22 protein-coding genes are annotated in these 22041 nt (G+C 46.5%); 6 read left to right on the top strand and 16 right to left on the bottom strand.

Annotated features, from left to right (window positions below; genetic code table 11):
• Positions 1-129: 129 nt before the first annotated feature.
• The 4 genes from crl to G7083_RS02890 form a co-directional block, all read right to left on the bottom strand.
• Positions 130-519, bottom strand: a complete 390-nt coding sequence (gene crl / locus G7083_RS02875) for a sigma factor-binding protein Crl (protein ID WP_166013496.1) — start codon at positions 517-519, stop codon at positions 130-132.
• 102 nt (positions 520-621) lie between these two features.
• Positions 622-1869 (bottom strand): esterase FrsA, encoded by a 1248-nt coding sequence (gene frsA, locus G7083_RS02880; protein ID WP_166013497.1) that lies wholly within the window; start codon positions 1867-1869, stop codon positions 622-624.
• Between the two features lie 106 nt (positions 1870-1975).
• Complete coding sequence (gene gpt, locus G7083_RS02885) at positions 1976-2440, bottom strand: xanthine phosphoribosyltransferase (RefSeq protein WP_166013498.1); 465 nt, start codon at positions 2438-2440, stop codon at positions 1976-1978.
• A 35-nt stretch (positions 2441-2475) separates the two neighbouring features.
• A complete protein-coding gene (locus G7083_RS02890; RefSeq protein WP_166013499.1) occupies positions 2476-3768 on the bottom strand; it encodes an NCS2 family permease in 1293 nt (430 codons plus the stop codon).
• A gap of 891 nt (positions 3769-4659) precedes the next feature.
• Here G7083_RS02890 and G7083_RS02895 point away from each other — a divergent pair.
• The 3 genes from G7083_RS02895 to rimK all read left to right on the top strand — a co-directional run bounded on the left by G7083_RS02895 (position 4660) and on the right by rimK (position 7713).
• Positions 4660-6132 (top strand): aminoacyl-histidine dipeptidase, encoded by a 1473-nt coding sequence (locus G7083_RS02895; RefSeq protein WP_166013500.1) that lies wholly within the window; start codon positions 4660-4662, stop codon positions 6130-6132.
• Positions 6133-6367: 235 nt separating this feature from the next.
• A complete protein-coding gene (locus G7083_RS02900) occupies positions 6368-6811 on the top strand; it encodes an ATP-dependent zinc protease (RefSeq protein WP_166013501.1) in 444 nt (147 codons plus the stop codon).
• The gene (gene rimK, locus G7083_RS02905; protein ID WP_166013502.1) at positions 6808-7713 is read left to right on the top strand and encodes a 30S ribosomal protein S6--L-glutamate ligase; all 906 of its coding nucleotides are present in this window, start codon (positions 6808-6810) and stop codon (positions 7711-7713) included. Before G7083_RS02900 ends, rimK begins: the two co-directional genes overlap by 4 nt.
• Before the next feature lie 128 nt (positions 7714-7841).
• Here the strand turns inward: rimK and G7083_RS02910 are convergent, their stop codons facing one another.
• The 12 genes from G7083_RS02910 to G7083_RS02965 all read right to left on the bottom strand — a co-directional run bounded on the left by G7083_RS02910 (position 7842) and on the right by G7083_RS02965 (position 19529).
• Positions 7842-9197: a sodium-dependent transporter gene (locus tag G7083_RS02910; protein WP_166013503.1), complete on the bottom strand. Its 1356-nt coding sequence runs from the start codon at positions 9195-9197 to the stop codon at positions 7842-7844.
• 229 nt (positions 9198-9426) lie between these two features.
• A complete protein-coding gene (locus G7083_RS02915; protein WP_166013504.1) occupies positions 9427-10170 on the bottom strand; it encodes a DUF2884 family protein in 744 nt (247 codons plus the stop codon).
• Positions 10171-10269: 99 nt separating this feature from the next.
• The gene (gene dinB, locus G7083_RS02920) at positions 10270-11343 is read right to left on the bottom strand and encodes a DNA polymerase IV (protein WP_166013505.1); all 1074 of its coding nucleotides are present in this window, start codon (positions 11341-11343) and stop codon (positions 10270-10272) included.
• A gap of 110 nt (positions 11344-11453) precedes the next feature.
• Positions 11454-11687, bottom strand: a complete 234-nt coding sequence (gene nqrM, locus G7083_RS02925) for a (Na+)-NQR maturation NqrM (protein WP_001091359.1) — start codon at positions 11685-11687, stop codon at positions 11454-11456.
• 20 nt (positions 11688-11707) lie between these two features.
• The gene (locus tag G7083_RS02930; protein WP_166013506.1) at positions 11708-12712 is read right to left on the bottom strand and encodes an FAD:protein FMN transferase; all 1005 of its coding nucleotides are present in this window, start codon (positions 12710-12712) and stop codon (positions 11708-11710) included.
• Between the two features lie 148 nt (positions 12713-12860).
• Entirely contained in the window at positions 12861-14087 is a 1227-nt protein-coding gene (gene nqrF, locus G7083_RS02935) for an NADH:ubiquinone reductase (Na(+)-transporting) subunit F (RefSeq protein ID WP_166013507.1), read from the bottom strand.
• A gap of 33 nt (positions 14088-14120) precedes the next feature.
• Positions 14121-14717 (bottom strand): NADH:ubiquinone reductase (Na(+)-transporting) subunit E, encoded by a 597-nt coding sequence (gene nqrE / locus G7083_RS02940; protein WP_166013508.1) that lies wholly within the window; start codon positions 14715-14717, stop codon positions 14121-14123.
• 7 nt (positions 14718-14724) lie between these two features.
• Positions 14725-15357, bottom strand: a complete 633-nt coding sequence (locus G7083_RS02945; RefSeq protein WP_166013509.1) for an NADH:ubiquinone reductase (Na(+)-transporting) subunit D — start codon at positions 15355-15357, stop codon at positions 14725-14727.
• Positions 15357-16130 (bottom strand): Na(+)-translocating NADH-quinone reductase subunit C, encoded by a 774-nt coding sequence (locus G7083_RS02950; RefSeq protein WP_166013510.1) that lies wholly within the window; start codon positions 16128-16130, stop codon positions 15357-15359. Before G7083_RS02950 ends, G7083_RS02945 begins: the two co-directional genes overlap by 1 nt.
• Positions 16117-17364: an NADH:ubiquinone reductase (Na(+)-transporting) subunit B gene (locus G7083_RS02955; protein ID WP_166013511.1), complete on the bottom strand. Its 1248-nt coding sequence runs from the start codon at positions 17362-17364 to the stop codon at positions 16117-16119. Before G7083_RS02955 ends, G7083_RS02950 begins: the two co-directional genes overlap by 14 nt.
• Positions 17365-17369: 5 nt before the next feature.
• Positions 17370-18710 (bottom strand): Na(+)-translocating NADH-quinone reductase subunit A, encoded by a 1341-nt coding sequence (locus tag G7083_RS02960; RefSeq protein WP_166013512.1) that lies wholly within the window; start codon positions 18708-18710, stop codon positions 17370-17372.
• A gap of 486 nt (positions 18711-19196) precedes the next feature.
• Positions 19197-19529 carry a BolA/IbaG family iron-sulfur metabolism protein gene (locus G7083_RS02965; protein WP_166013513.1) on the bottom strand — a complete coding sequence of 111 codons (333 nt, stop codon included), beginning with the start codon at positions 19527-19529 and terminating at the stop codon, positions 19197-19199.
• 164 nt (positions 19530-19693) lie between these two features.
• Between G7083_RS02965 and G7083_RS02970 the strand changes: the two genes are divergently transcribed.
• Genes G7083_RS02970 through G7083_RS02980 form a run of 3 tightly spaced genes read left to right on the top strand, consistent with a single transcriptional unit; the run spans position 19694 to position 21981 of the window.
• Positions 19694-20824, top strand: coding sequence for a class I SAM-dependent methyltransferase (locus G7083_RS02970; RefSeq protein ID WP_166013514.1), 1131 nt, complete (start codon positions 19694-19696; stop codon positions 20822-20824).
• A 40-nt stretch (positions 20825-20864) separates the two neighbouring features.
• On the top strand, positions 20865-21440 hold the full coding sequence (locus G7083_RS02975) for a YajG family lipoprotein (RefSeq protein WP_166013515.1): 576 nt from the start codon (positions 20865-20867) through the stop codon (positions 21438-21440).
• Entirely contained in the window at positions 21433-21981 is a 549-nt protein-coding gene (locus G7083_RS02980; RefSeq protein WP_166013516.1) for a peptidylprolyl isomerase, read from the top strand. The genes G7083_RS02975 and G7083_RS02980 overlap by 8 nt, the downstream gene beginning before the upstream one ends.
• The last annotated feature ends 60 nt before the right edge of the window (positions 21982-22041 follow it).

The following is a 22041-nucleotide window of genomic DNA, read 5'->3' on the forward strand; positions in this document are numbered from 1 at the left end:
GACGATGTTTTAGCAATCCGCTCGCCAATGCACAAGTAGAAAAAGGGACCTCAGCCCCTTTTTCTACTTGTGTATTCGCCTGTCCTACTGATTAGCATTTTCTAACAATTAGCTATCCGAGCATAGAGATTAAGCGAACTGTGCTGATGCACTCGCAAGAGTGACACTGAGCTCAAAACGTTCGTGCAACGTTTTGACTAGCTTTTTATGGAACTCAACCTGAGTGTAATTGACTTGCTGACAAGCCGCTTCAGGAAGCGTCTCCGCGACCCACTCTCCAGCTTGGGTATAACGACCGATGTGATAGCAAGCCATCATCTCCTGCTGATGAGGGGTTAACTCCATCCACCAGCCCCAAAACTCTCGTTTTTCGGGTGGCCGCTTGTCATTGACACAGACCGCTAAGCAATCAAATAAGTAGCGCTGCTCGCTACACTCGCCTTCACGCAAATAGGGACCTATCGCCTTTAAAGCGGTACGTAGGCGATAGTGGGTTATTTTCGGGGTCATCTCAGACATAGTTGATATCCATAAGCAACAATCAAAATCCAGTTTATTGATTGATTAGACGAACAAATCTTCGCGATTGAAAGCTTACTCTTGATGAATTTTCGGCAAATGTCACTGGCAAAGTTGATCTTCTAGCCAGTTTATTGCTAAATCGAGGGATTGCTCATATCCCTGTGAAATGGTTTTAGTTTTTACTTTCTTAGCTTGCCCACCTTGGCTAAACAGTGCCAACAATTGATTGTCGGAATAAGGTGATATCGGGTCGCCTTCTAAACTAAGGGCCAATATCGGCGTTTTGGTTCTGCGTCCAGACATAAACCCTTGAACTTTAAGGGACCACGCCATCAATTGCCCTGCCAAACTTGGTATATCAACCACATTTTTACCTAAGCGCGATGCTAAGACATCCAAATACATTTTTGGCATGCTTGCCAATTTATTCGGCGAGGTGAAGATATCGTGGATTGGTGCGCCAAACGTGACACACGCTTTTACCTTCTCCGCTTCTAGAAAAGCCAGACGTGCCATGGCATTACCACCAAACCGAAAGCCAATCAGCCCAACGCGGAAATGGTCAATCCAAGGTAATTCTGCTAATTGATTCAATACCGCTTGGTGCAAACAGCAAGAATCTTCGGTCAACGCCCAATGTGAACTGCTGCCCAGCGAAGGCATATCAATAGTTAGCATGGCCATATCGCGCTTGACTAAATAGTCTCGAAATAGACGCCACATATCGGTTTGCAAACTGTCTAAACCGGCACTGACTAAGACAACTGGCTTCGGTGAGTCAGTATTGCGCAGATGTAAATAGCCCGCGATTTTTTTATTTTGGTAAGTAAACTCTAAACGCTTGACCACATGACTGGTTAACTCAGCCGCGGCTTGATAGGCGTTGTTTGCCAACACCTGTGCTTGCAAAGCAAGATTGTCATTACGCAGATAAGGGTAGCCTGCAATGCTGTAATGCAGCGCAGCAGCAAACATCCGCTCCGCTGCATCATCACCTTGGCACTCAGCGGCTTGTTTCTGATACTGCATGCCAACTCGCGTCCACTCATAAGTCCAGTTTCCACTGCAATAGCCCATCACAGTGTCTAGCCATTCATCATGAGTCCGTGAATGCTGAGATGACGCAATTCGCGCCAAAATTTGTTCTTGCTCAACCGGATCAACCCCTTGCCAAGCCCACTGTAAGCGACGCAAATTACGATACCAAGCATGAGCAGATTGCTCACGCTGCGCCTGCAACAGCTCTAAACTGCTCGGCATATACTGGGTAAGAGCTGAGGTCTCTTTGGCTTGTTTGTGGTTTTGAAACAGAGTCTCTGACAGATTTTTACTGATCGCTGGTGACATGATAAGCCTCGATACTGACGTTGCGCTAAGTTGGGCTAAAGTTGGCTAACATTAGTCAAAAAAAATGACCCTTGAAAGGGTCATTTTAGCATTCTACACAAAAAGACTATTTTTGCTTACGATTCACTGGTTCAACATAGGACAACACCATGTCCCAAGGCTGCTCAATCCAAGTATCTTGCGGAATATCCACTACGTATTCATCCACCAGATCTTTACCGGCAGGCTTGGCACACACAGTGACAAATTTGGCTTTAGGGTACATTTCACGAATTTTACGTGCAGTATCACCGCTATCCACCAAGTCATCCACGATGAGGAATCCTTCGCCATCATGCTCTGGAGCTTTAAGGATAGTCATATCCCGCTGGTGATCGTGATCATAGCTAGAGATACACACGGTATCGACATAGCGGATCCCCAATTCACGAGCCAGAATAGCGGCAGGAACCAAACCACCACGGCTAACGCCCAAGATCCCTTTCCATTGTTCTGCTGGCATTTGACGCTGTGCAAGTTCACGGCAGTAATGCTGCATATTATCCCAAGTGATAACGAATTTTTTGCTCATGTGATAAACCTAAATTGAATTTTTATAACGTTTTGTTATACAGCCAGTATGTATTTAATGACAAAAATAGCGGCCATTACCCATACGCTGAGAGATACGCTGCGCCCTTGACCACTGAAGAGTTTGATCGCCGCATAGGCAATAAAGCCCAGTGAAATACCTTCCGCAATCGAGAAAGTCAACGGCATAACCAAACAGGTGACTACGGTCGGCGCCGCTTCGGTCAGATCGCGCCAATCAATGCTCACTAAGCCTGACATCATCAGAATAGCAACATAGAACAGCGCCCCGGCAGTGGCATACGCAGGGATCATACCCGCAAGTGGCGAGAAGAATAATGCAAGCAAGAATAAAATACCAACCACCACGGCGGTTAACCCCGTACGACCGCCAACCGCAACCCCTGAAACACTTTCCACATAAGAGGTGGTGTTCGAAGTGCCAAGCAATGCCCCAACCGATGTCGCGGTGGAATCCGCTAACAGCGCACGGTTCAAACGTGGAATTTTGCCATCTTTGTCAAGCAGATCGGCTTTGGTTGCCACTCCCACCAAGGTGCCTGCAGTATCAAACAGATCCACAAACAAGAAGGCAAAAACAACAGAAATCATGCCTAATTCAAAAACAGAAGAGAAATCCAGTTCCATAAAAGTCGGTGCAAGACTTGGTGGCGTGGACATGACTCCACCCCATTGCACATCACCGAGCACTAAACCAAGTCCAGTAATCGCTAAAATAGCGATCATGACCGCCCCTTTTACACCGCGATAGACCAGTCCAATGGTCAAAAAGAAGCCAATCGAAGCCAACACGGCATTTAATGAGGTGATGTCACCTAGAGAAACGAGTGTGGCTGGGTTATCCACCACAATCCCAGCATTTTTTAACGCAATGAATGCTAAGAACAGACCAATACCGGCCGAAATACCAGTTCGCAATGAATGAGGAATCGAGTTGATAATCCACTCACGAATTTTGAATAAGCTCAGTAGGATGAACAGCACACCAGAGCAGAACACCGCAGCCAAAGCCACCTGCCAAGTGTAACCCATACCCAACACAACACCGTAAGTAAAGAAAGCATTCAGCCCCATACCCGGGGCTTGTGCGATCGGGTAATTGGCCACAAAGCCCATGATAAAACAGCCAATTGCCGCCGCAAGACAGGTCGCGACAAATACCGCACCGCGATCCATGCCGGCATCCGACAAAATTGCTGGGTTAACAAAAATAATGTAGGCCATGGTCAGGAAAGTGGTGACCCCAGCTAGGACTTCAGTACGCACGTTGGTGCGATATTCACTGAGTTTAAAAAGCTTCTCCAGCATGTTCGAATCCTTTAAAGGTAAAAGGTGAAAAAGTAAACGGTTGCGTAAACGATTGGCGGCGATTATAGAGTTATCAACTCACAAATTCCACACACAATTCTGATGATACGCGGGTTTTCTAAGCGAAATAGGTAAAGTTCAAGTCAAAGATAAAGCCAATCACAGCACTGCACAAAAGAGTGCGATCAACATCAAGCGGGGATTTTCGAATAAAAAAACGCCACCTCAGAGGAGGTGGCGGTGAATCATATCAACCAAACGTGGTTGCCAATAAATTCTAATTTAGGGGTGAACAAAACCTGTTCGAGATGCGAGCATCACATCTCCGTCGCCGAAACGACTCAATAGCCAAAACTACAAGGGTATGCAAAGTCACTGGTATATACAGAGTGTTGATTCCAGAACATTACTGACGATAAACCTTTATTCATAACTATCACCATTAAAATCAAAAATTGTCTCGTTGATTTCTCGGTTCCATGGAGGCGATAACTCGGACTCATCCTTTGAGCATTTGCTCTTCGCTAGCGAAGTTGTACATAAATATAGCACCAAGAAATTTAATTACAATAAAAATGGGGATTAAAATCACAAAAGCTATGATTATTGATCTCCATCAAGCCATTAAGGTAATTAAATTACAGCTTCGTGAAATTAACACTCTATTTTAATGCATAAAGATGCACTAGTTACCCATCAAACAACCTGCTGTTAATTGCAAAAAATGAATCATAAACAGGTAAACACGGGGTTTATCACCGCTTGCACCTACACCGAGGTTCAGTGCAGTGCTATGCTGCGGCACAAAAGTTCTAACCTGCAAGCCCATTTTCGACCATCGCTCAACACGGGTCAGAAAACATTCGGGAAATTACTATAAAGGAGTCATGCATGTCTGAGTTTCAAACCGAGATAGACCAACTATCATCCAATCCTATTTGGCCTTTTTTCGCGTCTATTTGTGCGATTGCCCACCCCTCAAAACACGAAGAAGCGTTAGCTCAATACATTATCAAGTGGGCCACCCAGCAAGGTTTAACGGTACAGCGTGATCAAACCGGTAACGTATTAATTAAAAAACCAGCCACCGCCGGTATGGAAAATCGTAAAGGCGTGGTGCTGCAAGCGCATATTGATATGGTGCCGCAGAAAAATGAAGATACTGAGCATGACTTCAACCAAGATCCGATCCAGCCTTATATTGATGGCGAATGGGTCACGGCTAAAGGCACCACTTTAGGTGCAGATAATGGTATCGGGATGGCCTCTTGCCTTGCGGTATTGGCAGCAAAGGATATTGCGCACGGCCCGATTGAAGTACTACTAACGATTGATGAAGAAGCGGGAATGACCGGCGCATTTGGCTTGCAAGCCGACTGGTTAGAAGGCGATATTTTGCTCAACACGGATTCTGAGCAAGAGGGCGAAGTCTATATGGGTTGTGCGGGCGGTGTGAACGCCGAATTTTCTTTCTCAATTGAACGTGAAGCGATTCCTGCCGGCTATGTAGGCCGCCAACTGATCGTAAAAGGGTTAAAAGGCGGTCATTCCGGTTGTGATATTCACACTGGGCGTGGTAATGCCAATAAACTGATGGCGCGATTTTTAGCTGGATATGCGCAACAGTTAGAGCTGCGTCTGGTCGAATTGCGTGGTGGTAGTCTGCGTAACGCAATCCCGCGTGAAGCTTTTGTCACTGTTGCACTGCCAGAAAATCGGGTCAGCGAATTAGAAACCTTGTTCCGCGCCTACACTGAACAACTCAACGCGGAATTAGGCAAGGTTGAAACCAGCCTCGTCACTTTGCTTGAAAGTAAACCACTTCATGAGCCAGCGCTGACCACTCACACCCAGCAACGCTTGATTGCCGCACTCAATGCCTGCCCTAATGGGGTGATCCGCATGAGTGATGAGATTATCGGCGTAGTAGAAACCTCTCTCAACTTGGGAGTGATCACCACTGAAGCCTCATCGGTTAAAGTGCTCTGTTTGATCCGCTCGTTAATCGACTCAGGCCGCCAGCAAGTGGAAAGTATGTTGCGTTCTATTGCTCAACTGGCCGAGGCTGAGCTGGAATTTTCTGGGGCTTACCCAGGTTGGAAACCGGATGCAGATTCAGAAATCATGGGTATTTTCCGTGATATGTATGACGACATTTACGGTCATAAGCCAAATATCATGGTGATCCACGCCGGCCTTGAATGCGGACTATTCAAAAAACCGTATCCGGATATGGATATGCTGTCGTTCGGTCCAACCATCAAATTCCCACATTCACCGGATGAGAAAGTGAATATCGCGAGCGTTGATCTCTTCTGGCAACAAATGGTTGCCTTATTGAGCAAAATTCCACTTAAAGCTTAATCCTAAACTCGCCGAGCCCCACCGCTCGGCGAGTTTGTATCAAAGTTTTTTATCGAGAAGGAAAATTAAATTCATTAGCTTGAATTTAAGGTTAGCTGCTAGAGTTCGCCCCCTTGAATTTCCCAGAGTTATTCACCAGACTCTCTTCAAGGCGATAACTTGCCAAATGCAGGTTGTTTAGAGGTTACTGCTGGTCCTTGGCAGTATCTGCATTTCTCCAACGAATGACATTGCAATGAAACAAAAAATGCTGGTCGGATGGCGTGAAGAACTCAGCCTTCCGGGGTTAGGTATTGCACGGATTAAAGCCAAAATTGATACCGGAGCCCGAACGTCTTGCTTGCATGCGTTCAAAATCGAGCGCTTCAACAAAGGATCGATGCTATGGGTGCGTTTTTGGATCCACCCAATGCAGAATAATGTTGAACTGGTCAATGTATGTGAAGCCGAGGTGATTGATCAACGCAGTGTGCGCGATTCTGGCGGTCACCAAGAACAACGCTATGTGATCCGTACCGAGGTAAGTTTTGGAGGCCAAACATGGCCAATTGAGATCACCTTAACCAACCGGGAAAATATGGCATTTCGGATGTTGTTAGGCCGCACCGCTATGCATCATCGAATCATCGTTGATCCGACACAATCGTTTTTAATCCCTTTCGAGGAACCGAATAAATGAAAATTGGTATTCTGTCACGTAACGCTGCACTGTATTCCACCAAGCGTTTGATTGAAGCGTGCCAACAGCGGGGCCATGAAGTTCGCGTGATTGACGCTTTACGCTGTTATATGAATATCAATTCGGATAAACCGGAAATTCATTACCGAGGCGAAGAATTAGCCGGCTTTGATGCCATTATTCCGCGCATTGGTGCCTCGGTCACCTTCTACGGTACAGCGGTACTGCGCCAATTTGAAATGATGGGGGTCTATCCGGCCAATGAGTCCGTGGCCATCACCCGCTCGCGCGACAAATTACGCTCCATGCAGTTATTATCTCGCCGAGGCATTGGCATGCCGATCACCGGTTTTGCTAGCAAACCTGACGATGTAAAAGACTTACTGGATATGGTGGGCGGCGCACCGGTGGTGATCAAACTATTGGAAGGCACACAAGGCATTGGTGTGGTGTTAGCCGAAACTCGTACTGCAGCCGAAAGCGTGATTGAAGCGTTTATGGGACTCAAGGCCAATATTATGGTGCAAGAGTACATCAAAGAAGCCGGTGGTGCCGATATTCGCTGCTTTGTGATCGGTGGAAAGGTGATTGCCGCGATGAAACGCCAAGGCGCTGACGGCGAGTTTCGCTCCAATCTACATCGTGGAGGCACCGCGTCATTGGTCAAAATTACCCCTCAAGAGCGTAAAACCGCGATTGATGCCGCCAAAATTATGGGGCTGAATGTCGCGGGGGTCGATTTACTACGTTCAGCTCGTGGACCACTGGTGATGGAAGTGAACTCCTCACCGGGCTTAGAAGGGATTGAAGCGGCAACCGGCAAAGATATTGCAGGAATGATCGTCGAATTCATTGAAAAAAATGCCGCCAGCAAAAGTACTAAAACTCGTGGCCGAGGCTAACGACAATTACCGATAGCACGCCAATTGATGGTGGGGAAAGCACGTTTCCCCACTCTGCACTCCAATCTTGATCGGTGAGTGGCTCACCTGTCAAACCAGCCAACCGCACGCTTATCCACTCAATATCTTTAGCCAAAAGAAGCCCAAATCACTGTGGCGACTAGAATTGGGCAGACAAATTTCACATACCAAGGCCAAATCTTACCAAACAGGCTCTGTTTCAGCTCAGGAAAGCCGGCTTGTAACTCTTGCATTTTGCTATCACGATGCCATACCCAGCCACCAAATAGACAGAACATCAAAGCCGCAGTCGGTTGCAGATATTGCGTGGCAAACATCGCGACTAATCCAAACAGTGCGCCAAAGTTATACACGATCACCACACTGACCAGCGCAATCAAACCACCCAAGGCCCAACTGGTCGGTGTACGGTGCGTATTAAAACGCTCCCCGACTAGAGCCACTGGACACTCCAACATTGAGATGGAAGAGGTCAGTGCGGCAATGGTCAACAGCAAGAAAAACACCATAGCAAAAATCTGACCTAGGGTACCTAAGCTATCAAACATCAAAGGTAATACGGTAAATACTAAGGTGTCAGAGCTCAGTAATGAGCCGTCAGCAGCGTAAATTTCAACCCCTTTATTCATCGCCACAAACATTGCAGGTAACACCACAAGACCAGCAATAAAAGCGATCGCAGTATCCACCAGAGTCACACTCATGGCCATTTTGGGCAGGTTTTCCTGCTTACTCAAATAAGAGCCATAGATCAACATCGAGCAGCCACCAATGGTTAACGAGAAGAAGCCTTGTCCCATCGCGGCTAAGATCAGTTTGCGATCCCACACTTTGTCAAAATCAGGGATCAAATAGTGCTGCAAACCTTCCATCGCACCTTGCTGAGTCATGATGTACACAAACAGCACAGCAAACAGTACAAATAGAGCCGGCATCAAGCGGGTTGACCAACGTTCAATACCCTGTTTTACGCCACCTTGTACAATCAAAATCGTCAGCATATAGAACAGGATAGTGCCAAACAGGTTACGCTCGACACTAAAACCTTTTAACCATGCACTCGCACTTGTCAAGCCAAGCAAATCGGCCATCGCTCCAAACAAGAAACAGATGATCCAGCCGCCAACAATGCTGTAAAACGCTAGCACCGCGCTCGGCACACTTAACCCTAACCAGCCAACTAAGCCACCCATTTTTTTAGTGATTGGATTGCTGGTTAACGAGCGCATACTATCAACCGGATTGGCTTGGCCGTAACGACCAATCGCCATTTCCACCACCAGCATTGGAAAGGCGACCACGAAGATCATAATCAAATAGACCAACAAGAACGCACCACCACCATTGCTGGCAGCTTGGGTTGGAAAGCCCCAAATATTGCCTAAACCCACTGCGGCTCCTGCAGCCGCAAGAATAAAACCAAGACGAGAGCTGAATGTCTCACGAGAATTTGTTTGTGTCATATCGACGCTTCACTATAACAACACACTAGTTAACTAGTACATTAATACAAAGTGACCATCGACTCAATCATTAATAGTATCATTCGCTTAAAAAACCACCACTCAGTGCGCATTTATAGCCAAACAACTATAGCCAAACAACTATAGCCAAACAACTTGGAGTTGCAGGTAGGCGGCAAGTCAGTGAGTCCCAATCACATGGGAAAACTATGTGATTGGGGTGGCTAGCTTAGAGACTGAAGATTTGATAATTCTTTAATTGGGGGATCTTTTGATGCAATTGCTGCTCTTGCAACGTTAACTGATTGAGCGTTTCACACCACTCACCTGCTTTCCGGGCAAAACTTGAGTGACTCGCCTTTAACTCGGTATCTAATTTGCCCTTTAAATCCGCCATCTTTTTGCTCAGTTGATTGAGATCTAAACCGCTCTCTTGTTGCATATGGCTCGCCATCACGGTAAACGCACTGGCAAACAACTGCTGGCTAAGCGCCACTTGAGCCTGAGCAAACTGTTGCTGCCAACGCTGCTGCATTACATCAAATGTGGCAGCAGGTACCACCAACTCACCGTCTTTTAAATACTCAGCTTGCATCTCCGCCCACAAGCTCGCCATCGCTTGTTTGACGTTGTCGAATGCTTGTGGTGCGTCTAAAGAATTCGCGATTTCATCTACCCATTGATTAGCCTGCACCAGTGCTTGATCAGCCCAGTGCTGTGCTTTAGGTTGCAGACTAGTTAGCTGCACACGGTAATCTGCCAGCGCAGCTTGCTGCTCAGCAGTGAGATTTATTTTCTTACCTTGAATCGCAAGATGGTTTTGCTGATCTAGCACCGCTTGATCATGACTGCTACGTAAAATGGCAATACGCTGCGAATTAACGTGCACTTCATGTTGAATATCGACTCGGCACTGTGCAGCCCAAGTCGCCGGACTGATCAATAGCGCTAAAAATAACATGATTTTTTTCATAGTGTTCTCTGTGGCTGATGTGTGGCCGATAATAATTAATGGCGATGAATCCTACGCCAAGCCAATGTCAGAATAAATCAGTGATGGATGATAACTTTGTTATGGATTGGGAAACATCAATAGCTGCTTCATCTGCAGTTCCGACTTTAGCATCACACTGACCCCCAGCAAACGAATGCTACGCCCGTGTTGACGCTGCAACACTTGTTCAAGCAGTGAATGAAAATAGTCCAAATCTAACGTCGGATGCACATGTTCGATAGTCGTGAGCTTAAAATCCGCAAACTTAACTTTAATACCTTGTTTAATAATCGCTCGCTGTGGATGAGCTCGTTCAAGACGAGCACAGAGTTCCGGATATAACTTTTGTTGTATCACCTGCCAACATTCCGCCAAGGTGGTGATATTGTGACTAAAGGTATATTCGACTCCAACCGATTTTCGCTCACGCTCAGTGATCACTTCTCGCTCATCAATCCCGTGGCTCTTTTTCCATAATGATGCACCCAAACGGCCAAATTGATGCAGCAACTGCCGATAATCTGCGTTTCTGACATCGGCACCAACATAAAGCTGGGCTTGATGGAGCTTTGCTAACGCGACCTTACCCACACCGGGGATTTTCTCTAACGGTAGCCGATCAACCATGCCTTGCACCTGATCCGGCGTCACCACATACAATCCATTGGGCTTATTGATGTCAGAGGCCACTTTGGCCAGAAATTTGATCGGCGCAACCCCAGCTGAAGCGGTAAGATTTAGCTCTTGCCAAATATCACGCCGGATCGCCTCTGCGATCAAGGTCGCACTACCCTGATAGGCAGTAGCATGACTGACATCAAGATAAGCCTCATCCAACGAAAGCGGTTCAATCACTGTCGTGTAACGCTGGAAAATGGTGCGAATTTGTTGTGAAACCTGTTTATAAACCGACATCCGCCCCGGCACGACATGTAATTGTGGACACAGTTTTAGCGCCTGAGCGGTGGGCATTGCAGAGCGCACTCCAAACTGCCGCGCTTGATAGTTACAGGTGCTGATCACACCGCGTTGCTTCTCATGCCCGCCGACGGCAAGCGGAATATCACGATATGCCGGGTTATCGCGCATTTCAACTGCCGCAAAAAAGCAGTCCATATCGACATGAATAATCTTGCGAATTGTAGGTTGCATAACTCACCAAGCTGTATATTTACACAGTATAAAAGCAAGTCTGCAGTAAGGAAAGTCGAATCATAAAAAAGCTCGCCGTAGCGAGCTTTGGGTAGCACGGAATATACGCTTTATGCGATGCGATCTTTTTCCCAAGCCGCAAGACGCTCTGCTCGAGCAGCCGCTTTCGCTTCACGTTTTTTACGGGCGTCACAAGGCTCAGGGCAGTTACATACTTTTTCAATCCCAACCGCGCCTAATCCCCCACAGCTGCCTTTCACCACTTTACGTTGGAAAATGTAGCCGACCGCCATCGCCGCTATCACGGCGAGGAAAAAACCAAAAGTAATCAGAAAGGTATTCATTATTTTATGCTCACTCTAGGCTATTGATTTAAAAATGGCTTAAACGCCGTTGATACATACTCTTTAAAGCCATCATCGGTCTTGACAATGATCAGCGTCGGTATTTGTTGTGCTTCCGCGAGCGCCATAGCGCGCTCTTCTCCCATCACCATCAGTCCGGTGGCTAAGCCATCGGCCGTCATGCAGGATTTATCCAACACGGTCACCGAAACCACCCGATGGTTGATCGGCCGCCCGGTAATTGGATCAATAATGTGCGAGTAGCGAATGCCATCTTGCTCAAAATAATTACGATAATCACCCGAAGTGGCAATCGCATACTCACCAGGTTCGATGATCTCTTGCACACTGCGCTGCTCTACCGTAGGTTTTTCAATCGCAATTCGCCAAGCTTTTCCCTCGCGGTTGACCCCTTTGAGACGAATTTCACCACCAATTTCGACCATATAATTGTTGATGCCTTGTGCTTGCATATAATCAGCCACTACATCCACTCCCCAACCTTTCGCAATGGTGGACAGATCAACATACAGTTGTGGGATAGCTTTAGTCAGCGTCTGACCTTCAACACGTAAATGCTCAATTCCTGTCATGGCACGACGTGCATTTAACTCTTCATCAGAAGGCACAATATCCGGCCGCGCTTCAGGACCAAAACCCCAAAGATTCACCAAAGGACCGACCGTGACATCGAGCGCGCCTTGCGTTAATCGATTAAGACGGATCGCTTCTTTAACCACAGTCGCAGTTTCAAGCGACACATTAAATGGCTCAGCGCTGGTATGTTGATTGAAGCGGCTCAGTTCAGAGTCGTTACGATAAGTCGACATCTGCTGATTAACTTGTTCCAGCAAGCGGGCAATCTCACCCTGTAAAGTAGTGGAGTCAGCGATATTCGGCTGCACAATATATTTAATGTTGTAACTAGTGCCCATGGTCGGACCGTTAAGATGCACCTGCTCGATCGGCTTTTCACAGCCCGCGAGCAACAGTAGAGCAGCGAATGCAACAAGCCAATTTTTCACTTGCTTACTCCTTTGATAATTAAAGATTGATATGGGAAATGCCATTCGAATCGCTAAGTGGCTCGCAATCGACACTTTCAATATCCACTTTGCAAAAAACAATGGCTGACTCTCATGAGCCAGCCATCAGTATAGCGCGAGTTATTGGTTAACCGCCGAAGTCATCCAACAGGATGTTTTCTTCTTCTACACCTAGATTTTTCAGCATGTTGATTACCGCTGCATTCATCATTGGTGGTCCGCACATGTAGTATTCACAATCTTCTGGCGCATCATGATCGCGTAGATAGTTTTCGTACAACACGTTATGGATAAAGCCGGTGTAACCTGTCCAGTTATCTTCAGGGAGAGGATCAGACAGGGCACAATGCCATACAAAGTTGTCATTCTCAGCCGCTAGGCTATCAAAATCCTCTGCATAGAACATTTCACGTTTAGAACGCGCACCGTACCAATAAGACATTTTACGCTTAGATTTCAAACGCTTAAGTTGATCAAAGATATGCGAACGCATGGGTGCCATACCAGCACCACCACCGATAAAGACCATTTCTGCATCGGTATCTTTTGCGAAAAACTCACCGAATGGGCCAGAAATCGTACACTTATCACCTTCTTTTAGTGACCAAATGTAAGAGGACATTTGACCAGGAGGTGCATCTGGATTATTTGGCGGCGGTGTAGCAATACGCACGTTAAGCAGAATGATGCCAAACTCTTCTGGGTAGTTCGCCATTGAGTAGGCACGAATGATGTCTTCTTTGACGATCGATTCGTAGCGGAACAGATCATACTTGTCCCAATCATCACGATACATCTCTGGTACATCAAAATCCGCATACTTAACATGGTGCGCAGGAGCTTCAATTTGGATGTAGCCACCGGCACGGAAAGGTACCGATTCGCCATCTGGAATTTGCAGTTTAAGCTCTTTGATGAAAGTGGCTTTGTTATCGTTAGAGATAACTGTACATTCCCACTTCTTAACGCCAAAGATCTCTTCTGGCAATTCCAGTTCCATATCGGTTTTCATCGCCACCTGACAGGCTAGACGCTCACCTTCACGGGCTTCACCTTTGCTGATGTGATCCAGCTCAGTTGGCAGAATATCACCGCCACCCGATTTGATTTTTACGCGGCATTGGCCACATGAACCACCACCACCACAAGCCGAAGAAACAAACACCCCTGCACCAGCTAGTGCTGTCAGTAACTTGCCACCCGGTTGGGTTACGATCGCTTTTTCAGGATCGCCATTGATCGAAATTGTAATGTCACCTGTTGGTACTAGCTTAGATTTGGCAAACAAAATCACCAAAACCAGCGCCAGTATAATCAGGGTAAACATCACTACACCAAAAATAATAGTAGACATTAACTATTCCTTTATTGCTGCGGTTTACCCGGCTTACAGTTGAACACCAGAGAAAGACATAAAACCCAGTGCCATCAGACCAGTGGTGATAAAGGTGATACCCAAACCACGCAGACCTGGAGGAACGTCTGAATATTTCATTTTCTCACGGAGACCTGCAAGAGCGACGATAGCCAGCATCCAGCCTACCCCAGAACCAAAACCATAAACCACGGATTCAGCAAAGTTGTAGTCACGCTGCACCATGAAAGACACACCACCAAAGATGGCACAGTTTACTGTGATCAAAGGTAAGAAGATGCCCAGTGCGTTATACAGAGGTGGGAAAAAACGATCGAGGACCATTTCCAAAATCTGTACCAATGCAGCAATTACACCGATAAAGGTGATAAAGTTTAGGAAGCTAAGATCAACGCCGGCAACCAGCGCATCAGGTTTGAGCACCAAGTTGTAAACGAGATTGTTAACTGGTACTGCAATCGTCAGCACCACAATAACCGCAATACCTAAACCAAATGAGGTCTTAACTTTCTTCGAAACCGCGAGGAAAGTACACATCCCCAAGAAGAAAGCGAGTGCCATGTTCTCGATGAAAATCGCTTTCACCAGCAGACTAATATAATGTTCCATGACAACCTTACTCCTTCGCTTCAACTTGTTCTGGTTTGAAGGTACGAATCGCCCAAATCATAAAACCGATCAGGAAGAACGCTGAAGGTGCGAGTAGCATCATACCGTTAGGTTGATACCAACCACCGTTACTGATTAAAGGCAGAACTTCTAAGCCAAACAATTTACCGGATCCCAGTAATTCGCGGAAGAAAGCCACCGTTATCAGCACAAAACCATAACCTAAACCATTGCCAATACCATCAATCAACGATGGGATAGGCGCAGACTTCATTGCAAATGCTTCGGCACGACCCATTACGATACAGTTGGTGATAATCAAACCAACAAATACCGACAATTGCTTAGAAATATCATAAAGATAGGCTTTAAGCAGTTGGTCAACCAAAATAACCAAAGAAGCGATGATCGCCATTTGCACGATAATACGCACACTATTAGGAATATGGTTACGGATCAGCGAAACGGAGAAGTTAGACAATGCAGTAACAAAGATTACCGCTAATGTCATTACAAATGCCGTTTCCAGCTTAGTGGTCACTGCCAATGCCGAACAAACCCCTAAAACTTGCAATGCAATTGGGTTATTGTCGAATACTGGCGCTAACACACTCTTTTTCAGCTCTTTTGCACTAGACATTAGTTAAGACCTCCGTCGCGTACTTTTGTGAGGAAAGGACCAAAGCCCATATCACCCAACCAGAAGTCAAATGTACCTTGAACGCCGTTGGCGGTTAGGGTTGCACCCGATAGGCCATCAACACCATGCTCAGAACCTTCTGGCGCACCACCTTTAACGATTTTAATTGCAGGCTTGTGGTTGTCATCAAACAATTTTTTGCCTACCCATTGAGCTCGCCAAGCTGGGTTTTCAATTTCGCCACCCAATCCCGGAGTTTCACCTTGTTCATAGTAAGTCAAACCGGCAATGGTATTACCGTCCGTTTCTACTGCTACAAACGCGTACATCATTGACCATAGGCCGTTACCATGTACGGGCAAAATCACCTTACTGGTTTGCTCGCCATCTTTAACCAGATAAACCACCCCAACATTCGCACGACGTTGAATTTTAGCTTTATCTTGTTGGGCAGTCAGTTTGATGGATTCTGACGCCTCTTTCGCGGCTTTACGTTGATCGTAATTTGCAGCATCACCTTCAACAAAGTCACCCGTGTTGAAATCGACTAAACGTGGCTCAATACTCTTATTGAACTGTTCAATGATCTGCTTGCTGCCTTTTGCTTCAATCCCAGCTACTTGCAGAATTTTGCTCTGCTTATCCAGTACTGCGTTCTCTTTTTGCTGGTCGCGCAGACCGACTGCTGCAGTCGATACGATGATTGAGCATACAAGGCTCAACGCGATAACAACAAACAGCGTCTTTTTAATGCTATCGTTATTGCTTGCCATAGCGCGCTAATCTCCGCTTGATATTTCTTTCGACAACCACATGGTCAAACAGTGGTGCAAATAGGTTCGCGAATAGGATCGCCAGCATCATACCTTCAGGATAAGCAGGGTTAACGACACGGATCAGCACACACATCACGCCAATCAAAATACCGTAAGCCCATTTGCCGTTATTCGTAAAGGAAGCCGATACCGGATCGGTCGCCATGAAGAACATACCAAATGCAAAGCCACCTAACACAAGGTGCCAATGCCAAGGCATATTGAACATTGGGTTGCTATCCGAGCCGATCACATTAAATAGCGTCGACAATAGGACCATACCGATCATCACACCGCCGATAATGCGCCATGAAGCAATGCCCATGTAGACGATCAAGGCTGCACCGATCATCAGTGCCAAGGTTGACACTTCACCAATCGAACCAGGAATGTTACCGATGAACGCATCCATCCAAGTAATAGTTTGACCGGTTGCGTTATTGATCAGTGCACCCGCACCACCTTGTGCCCACTGGCTAAGTGCTGTCGCACCAGAAAAGCCATCTGCGGCGATCCAAACTAAATCACCGGAAATCTGTGCTGGATAAGCAAAGAATAGGAAAGCACGCCCGGCTAACGCTGGGTTTAGGAAGTTACGACCAGTACCACCAAACACCTCTTTCGCCACTACGACACCAAACGTGATACCGAGTGCCGCTTGCCACAAAGGCAGTGTAGGTGGAACGATGAGCGCAAACAGAATGGAAGTGACGAAGAAACCTTCGTTTACTTCATGCTTACGTACCATGCAGAACAGCACTTCCCAAAATCCACCCACCAAAAATACCATGGCATAGATAGGTAGGAAGTAGGTTGCACCGAGTAGCATTTTACTGCCCCAGCCTGCATCGCTTGACAGCATGCCACCGAGCATTTCTGTCAACCAGTAGTGCCAGTTACCAGCTACAATCGCAGCCAGTTGATCACCTGCATAAAGATGATTCAGCGCAGCAATGGCTTGACCGCCTGCGTTATACATACCCCAGAACATGGCTGGAAATACCGCAAGCCACACCATGATCATGATTCGTTTTAGATCAACGCAATCACGAACATGTGAGCTTCTCTTGGTGACCTGGCCTGGTGTATACAACAGTGTTGCTGTTGCTTCATACAGTGCAAACCATCTTTCGTGTTTGCCGCCTGGCTCAAAATGATGCTCGATATCTTCAAGAAACTTTTTAAGGCCCATGGAAATTACCCTTCTTTCTCGATCTTGTCTAAGCACTCACGTAAGATCTGGCCATACTCGTATTTGCCCGGGCAAACAAAAGTACACAGTGCCAAATCCTCTTCATCTAACTCTAAAGCGCCTAAGCGAATCGCATTGTCGCTATCACCCGCACACAAATCACGCAGCAACAAAGTTGGCTCGATATCCAATGGCATGATTTTTTCGTAGTTACCAATCGGCACCATGGCACGATCACTACCGTTGGTTGTGGTGGTCATGTTGTACACTTGGCTCTTGAACAGGTGACCAAGGAAAGAACGAGTCACTGAAAACTTATTCTTACCCGGCATCGCCCAACCTAACAGCTCTTTATCACGCCCTTCACGCAGGACTGAAACTTGTAGGTGGTAACGACCAAGATAAGCATGAGGTCCGCTAGCTTGAGTACCGGACAACACAGAGCCTGAGATGATACGCACTTCGCCTGGCATGATTTCACTATCTACCAACTGCTCGAGTGATGCACCCATCACTGTACGCAACAAGCGAGGTTTGTTAACCACAGGACCTGCCAACGCAACCACACGTTGAGTGTAGAGCTCACCGGTCAGGAACAACTGGCCAATCGCAATCACGTCTTGATAGTTAATGCTCCACGCGACATGACTTGCACTCACAGGGTAGAGGAAATGCATATGAGTGCCAGCCAGACCAGCTGGATGTGGGCCATCAAATACATGCTCTTCAACGTTTGACTGTTGACTGCGTGGCAAACTCGTCCCTTTTTTACACACGTACACTTTGCTAGTGGTCAGTGCGGAAAGGATATCAAGTCCAGCAATGAAAGCTTGCGATTGCTCATTAATCACCACTGTTGGTTCAGCCGCTAATGGATTGGTATCCATCGCGGTCACAAAAATGGCTGCAGAAGAGGAGTTAACCGCTGGAACCTTGCTAAACGGACGAGTACGAAAAGCCGTCCAAAGACCTGAATCAATTAACTGAGTTTTTATCGCATCACGATCCAAACTCGCCAATTGAGAGGCTTCAAACTTGTTGAATGTCACTTGGGCATCGCCCGCAACTTCAATCACTACTGACTGAAGGGCACGTTTTGCACCACGATTAATTTCAACCACTTTGCCGCTGACTGGTGAAGTAAATTTCACGCCGACATTCTTCTTGTCTTCAAAAAGAATTTGAGCTTTTTTTACTTCATCACCTACGCGAACATGCATTGTAGGCCGCATGCCAACGTACTCTTCGCCAAGCAAGGCGACTTTTTTGATGGTTTTACCATCACTAATCACCTGGGAAGGAGTTCCTGCGATAGGAAGGTCCAATCCCTTTTTTATTGTAATCATACGCACTTGCACTACTTTTATCGGGAAAAAGATTCTTTAATTGCGCAAATTCGAGGCGCACTCCGTTTGCCTTGTTCTTACAACTGAACAACGCTAGCGGAATCCTTACCTCGGTAGACACGACATTGTTTGTGTCCGTTTTAATGGTATTGACCATTAAAATCGCAACATCCTTTTAAAACCCCCGTCACAAATCATGTGGGGGATTTGTTAGGTGTTTAAGTCTAGCATTTTTTGGGAACTTGATGCCATGACCAATCCCCTAGTTCACTGTTTTATTTCCATCGATCTCTCAGTGAACGCTGAACAAATCACCATTATTTTGAAGCATCGCACAAACTGACTATCCGAACGTTTCAACTCGCTTATTGGCCGTGTTAATCGCCCTACTTAATTGAGTTAAGACTCAGCACTACTCACTTGTTTGATTAACGTTAAAGTCGTGCTTGAAAAATCATCAACAGTATCCACTGATGCAACACTTGGTTAAGCATCGCTCTTTAATCCACCCAGTTTAGACCCACCTAAACACATCGGACTTTCTGGGATCACTTGATCCAACTGTTGCCACTGCTCAGCAGTATAAGTATGAATCGCCAAAGCGTGAATATGGTTGGCTAACTCATCGGCTAAGGTTTGATTAACCAGACGATGACGAGCAATCGGGCGTAAACCAATAAAGCGCTCACTTACCACTATGACCTTGAAATGGCTCTCAGAACCTCGCGGCACATTATGCATATCACTTTCATTAATCACTTTGAGAAACAGTGGCTGAAATTCGCTACGCAATTTCATTTCAATAACATCTTGAATCATTTCGCTTTCCTTGTTGAGCACGAGCGTGTCGACAACATGACAAATAGAGAATAGACCATAGCGATCTCACAGGGAGTTTTCGAATGCTAAAATCTAGGTTTTGGTTTGCGGTTTTAGCATCATCTGAGACAATACCCGGTCAATTTACTAGAATTACGAGCAATATGAAAACCGAGCTTACCTTGTTTGAGCAAACGCTCACTCTTCATCGATACCCCAAGCGTAATAATGACCCCCTGCAAGCTTGGGATGCGGGTGATGAGTACCTGATCCAACACGTTGAACAACTGGGTTTGCCTGCACATCGTCATATTCTCATCATCAACGACCACTTCGGCGCATTGAGTTGTTGGTTTGCCAAACAACACCGAGTGAGCATGATGAGCGATTCGTATATTGCTCAGCAAGCCACTCTCGCCAATCTGCAACACAATCAGCGCCCGCCTATCACGTTACTGACCACGATGGATACACCGCCCAGCGATGTCGATCTGGTATTATTGCAACTGCCGAAAAGTAACCGTCACTTGATGTGGATCTTAAGCCAACTTCGCCAAGCGCTGCCGAATAACACCCCGATTATTGCGGTCAATAAAGCCAAAGAGATCCACACTTCAACCCTAAATCTATTTGAAAAACACTTAGGTGTGACCACCACTTCACTGGCGTGGAAAAAACACCGTTTAGTGTTTAGTCACCCAAATGTCGAACCGATGGTTGAGGTGAGTCCAACCTGCCGTTGGCATGTCGAACCTTACGCTATCACACTGAACAACTTAGCCAATGTTTATTCGGGTGAAAGCTTAGATCTCGGCGCAAGATTTATGCTTGAGCATTTGCCCGCGGATCCCACGCTGGAAGATTTTATTGATCTGGGCTGTGGCAATGGCGTGCTATCGGTTCGGCTTGGTCAGCTCAACCCGCAAGCCGCCATTACCTGTGTCGATGAGAGCTTTATGGCGACCGCTGCAGCGCTGAGTAATCTACGAGAAAATCTTGGCGAAAGGCCAATCCAGTGCATCACCAATAACTGTTTGGATGGTTTTGCTGCCCACAGCAGCTCGATGATTGTGTGTAATCCACCATTTCATCAACAGCAGACCATTACCGATCACATCGCTTGGCAAATGTTCTGTGATGCACAACATGTGCTGAAAAAAGGCGGTAAATTATGGGTGATCGGCAATCGTCACCTTGGCTACGATGTCAAACTGGCGAGATTGTTCGGTAAAAATCATGTTAGAGTGATCGCCAATAACAGTAAATTTGTTATCTTACAGGCGATTAAATCTTAAGCCTTGTGGCGTGTGCATAATAAAACGAAAGGAATTAACCATGAAAAAACTGGTTCTTGCGGCTTCAATCGCGTTACTGACCGCTTGCGCGGCTCCCAAGCAAAGCCAAATTAACCTAGCTCCTCAAGCAACCTTAAGCCAAAACGCGATCGTCACCAACAGCAGTTTTGCTTTGGTCAGCAAAGATGTGCGCTCGGCACAATATGTCGCTTTGGTCGATAGTGGTCGCAATAACATTGAACCGATCCATCCTCGCCAAAATGTGCGCATCGCATTAGAAAATGCTTTGGCTGAACAATTGGGCTCACAAGGTTTTCGTCTGAGCGTCAACAGTGAAAATACCATCACGCTGGAGATTCAGGAGCTTTTAGTCTCGGTGAAACATTCAATCATCGAAAATCAGATGGATGGTAGCGTGACCTTAGAAGTGACGGCCGAAACGCCAAAAGGTAAACTGGTCAAAAGCTACCATGGCACCGCCAAACGCACTGGCGTGTTAAGCGCATCCAATGACGAGATCGAAACCGTACTCAACGACGTGCTCAATGTGGTTCTCAAAGAGATCGCTAACGATAGCGAACTGCAAAACTACATGCAGGAGCGCTTCAATGGCTAAGTCATGGCTGCTGGCTGCCGCCGCGTTAGTGAGCAGTTGTGTGTGGGCCGGCCCTAAAGTGGCGGTTGAAACCACGCTTGGTAGCTTCATTATTGAGCTTAATCAAGAAAAAGCCCCCATTTCGGTGGCCAATTTCTTGCGTTATGTCGATGATAGCAGTTATGTGGGCAGCCAATTCCATCGGGTGATCCCTGGCTTTATGGCACAAGGTGGCGGGTTTGATGCCAATCTCAAACCATTGCCGACTTATGCACCGATTAGCAACGAAGCAAACAATGGTCTAGGTAACAATACTGCGACCATTGCTATGGCACGTACGCAAAATCCCAATTCGGCTACCCGCCAGTTTTACATCAATCTGGTCGATAATGACTTCCTCAATTACGCTTCCCAACCACCGGGCTATGCGGTATTTGGTCAAGTGATTGAAGGCTTTGATGTCATTCAGTTAATGGCCGCTCAGCCAACCAAAACTCAAGGTCAGATGCAAAATGTACCGATCACGCCTATCGTGATCAACCAAGTCTCTCGTTTACCTTAAAGCCGCGCACTCCCTCACCTTGGGAGTGCCACTTCCCTCATCACTACTCATAAAAGGATG

Source organism: Vibrio sp. HDW18 (genome assembly GCF_011306175.1).
In the GTDB taxonomy this organism is placed as follows: Bacteria; Pseudomonadota; Gammaproteobacteria; order Enterobacterales; family Vibrionaceae; genus Vibrio; species Vibrio chanodichtyis.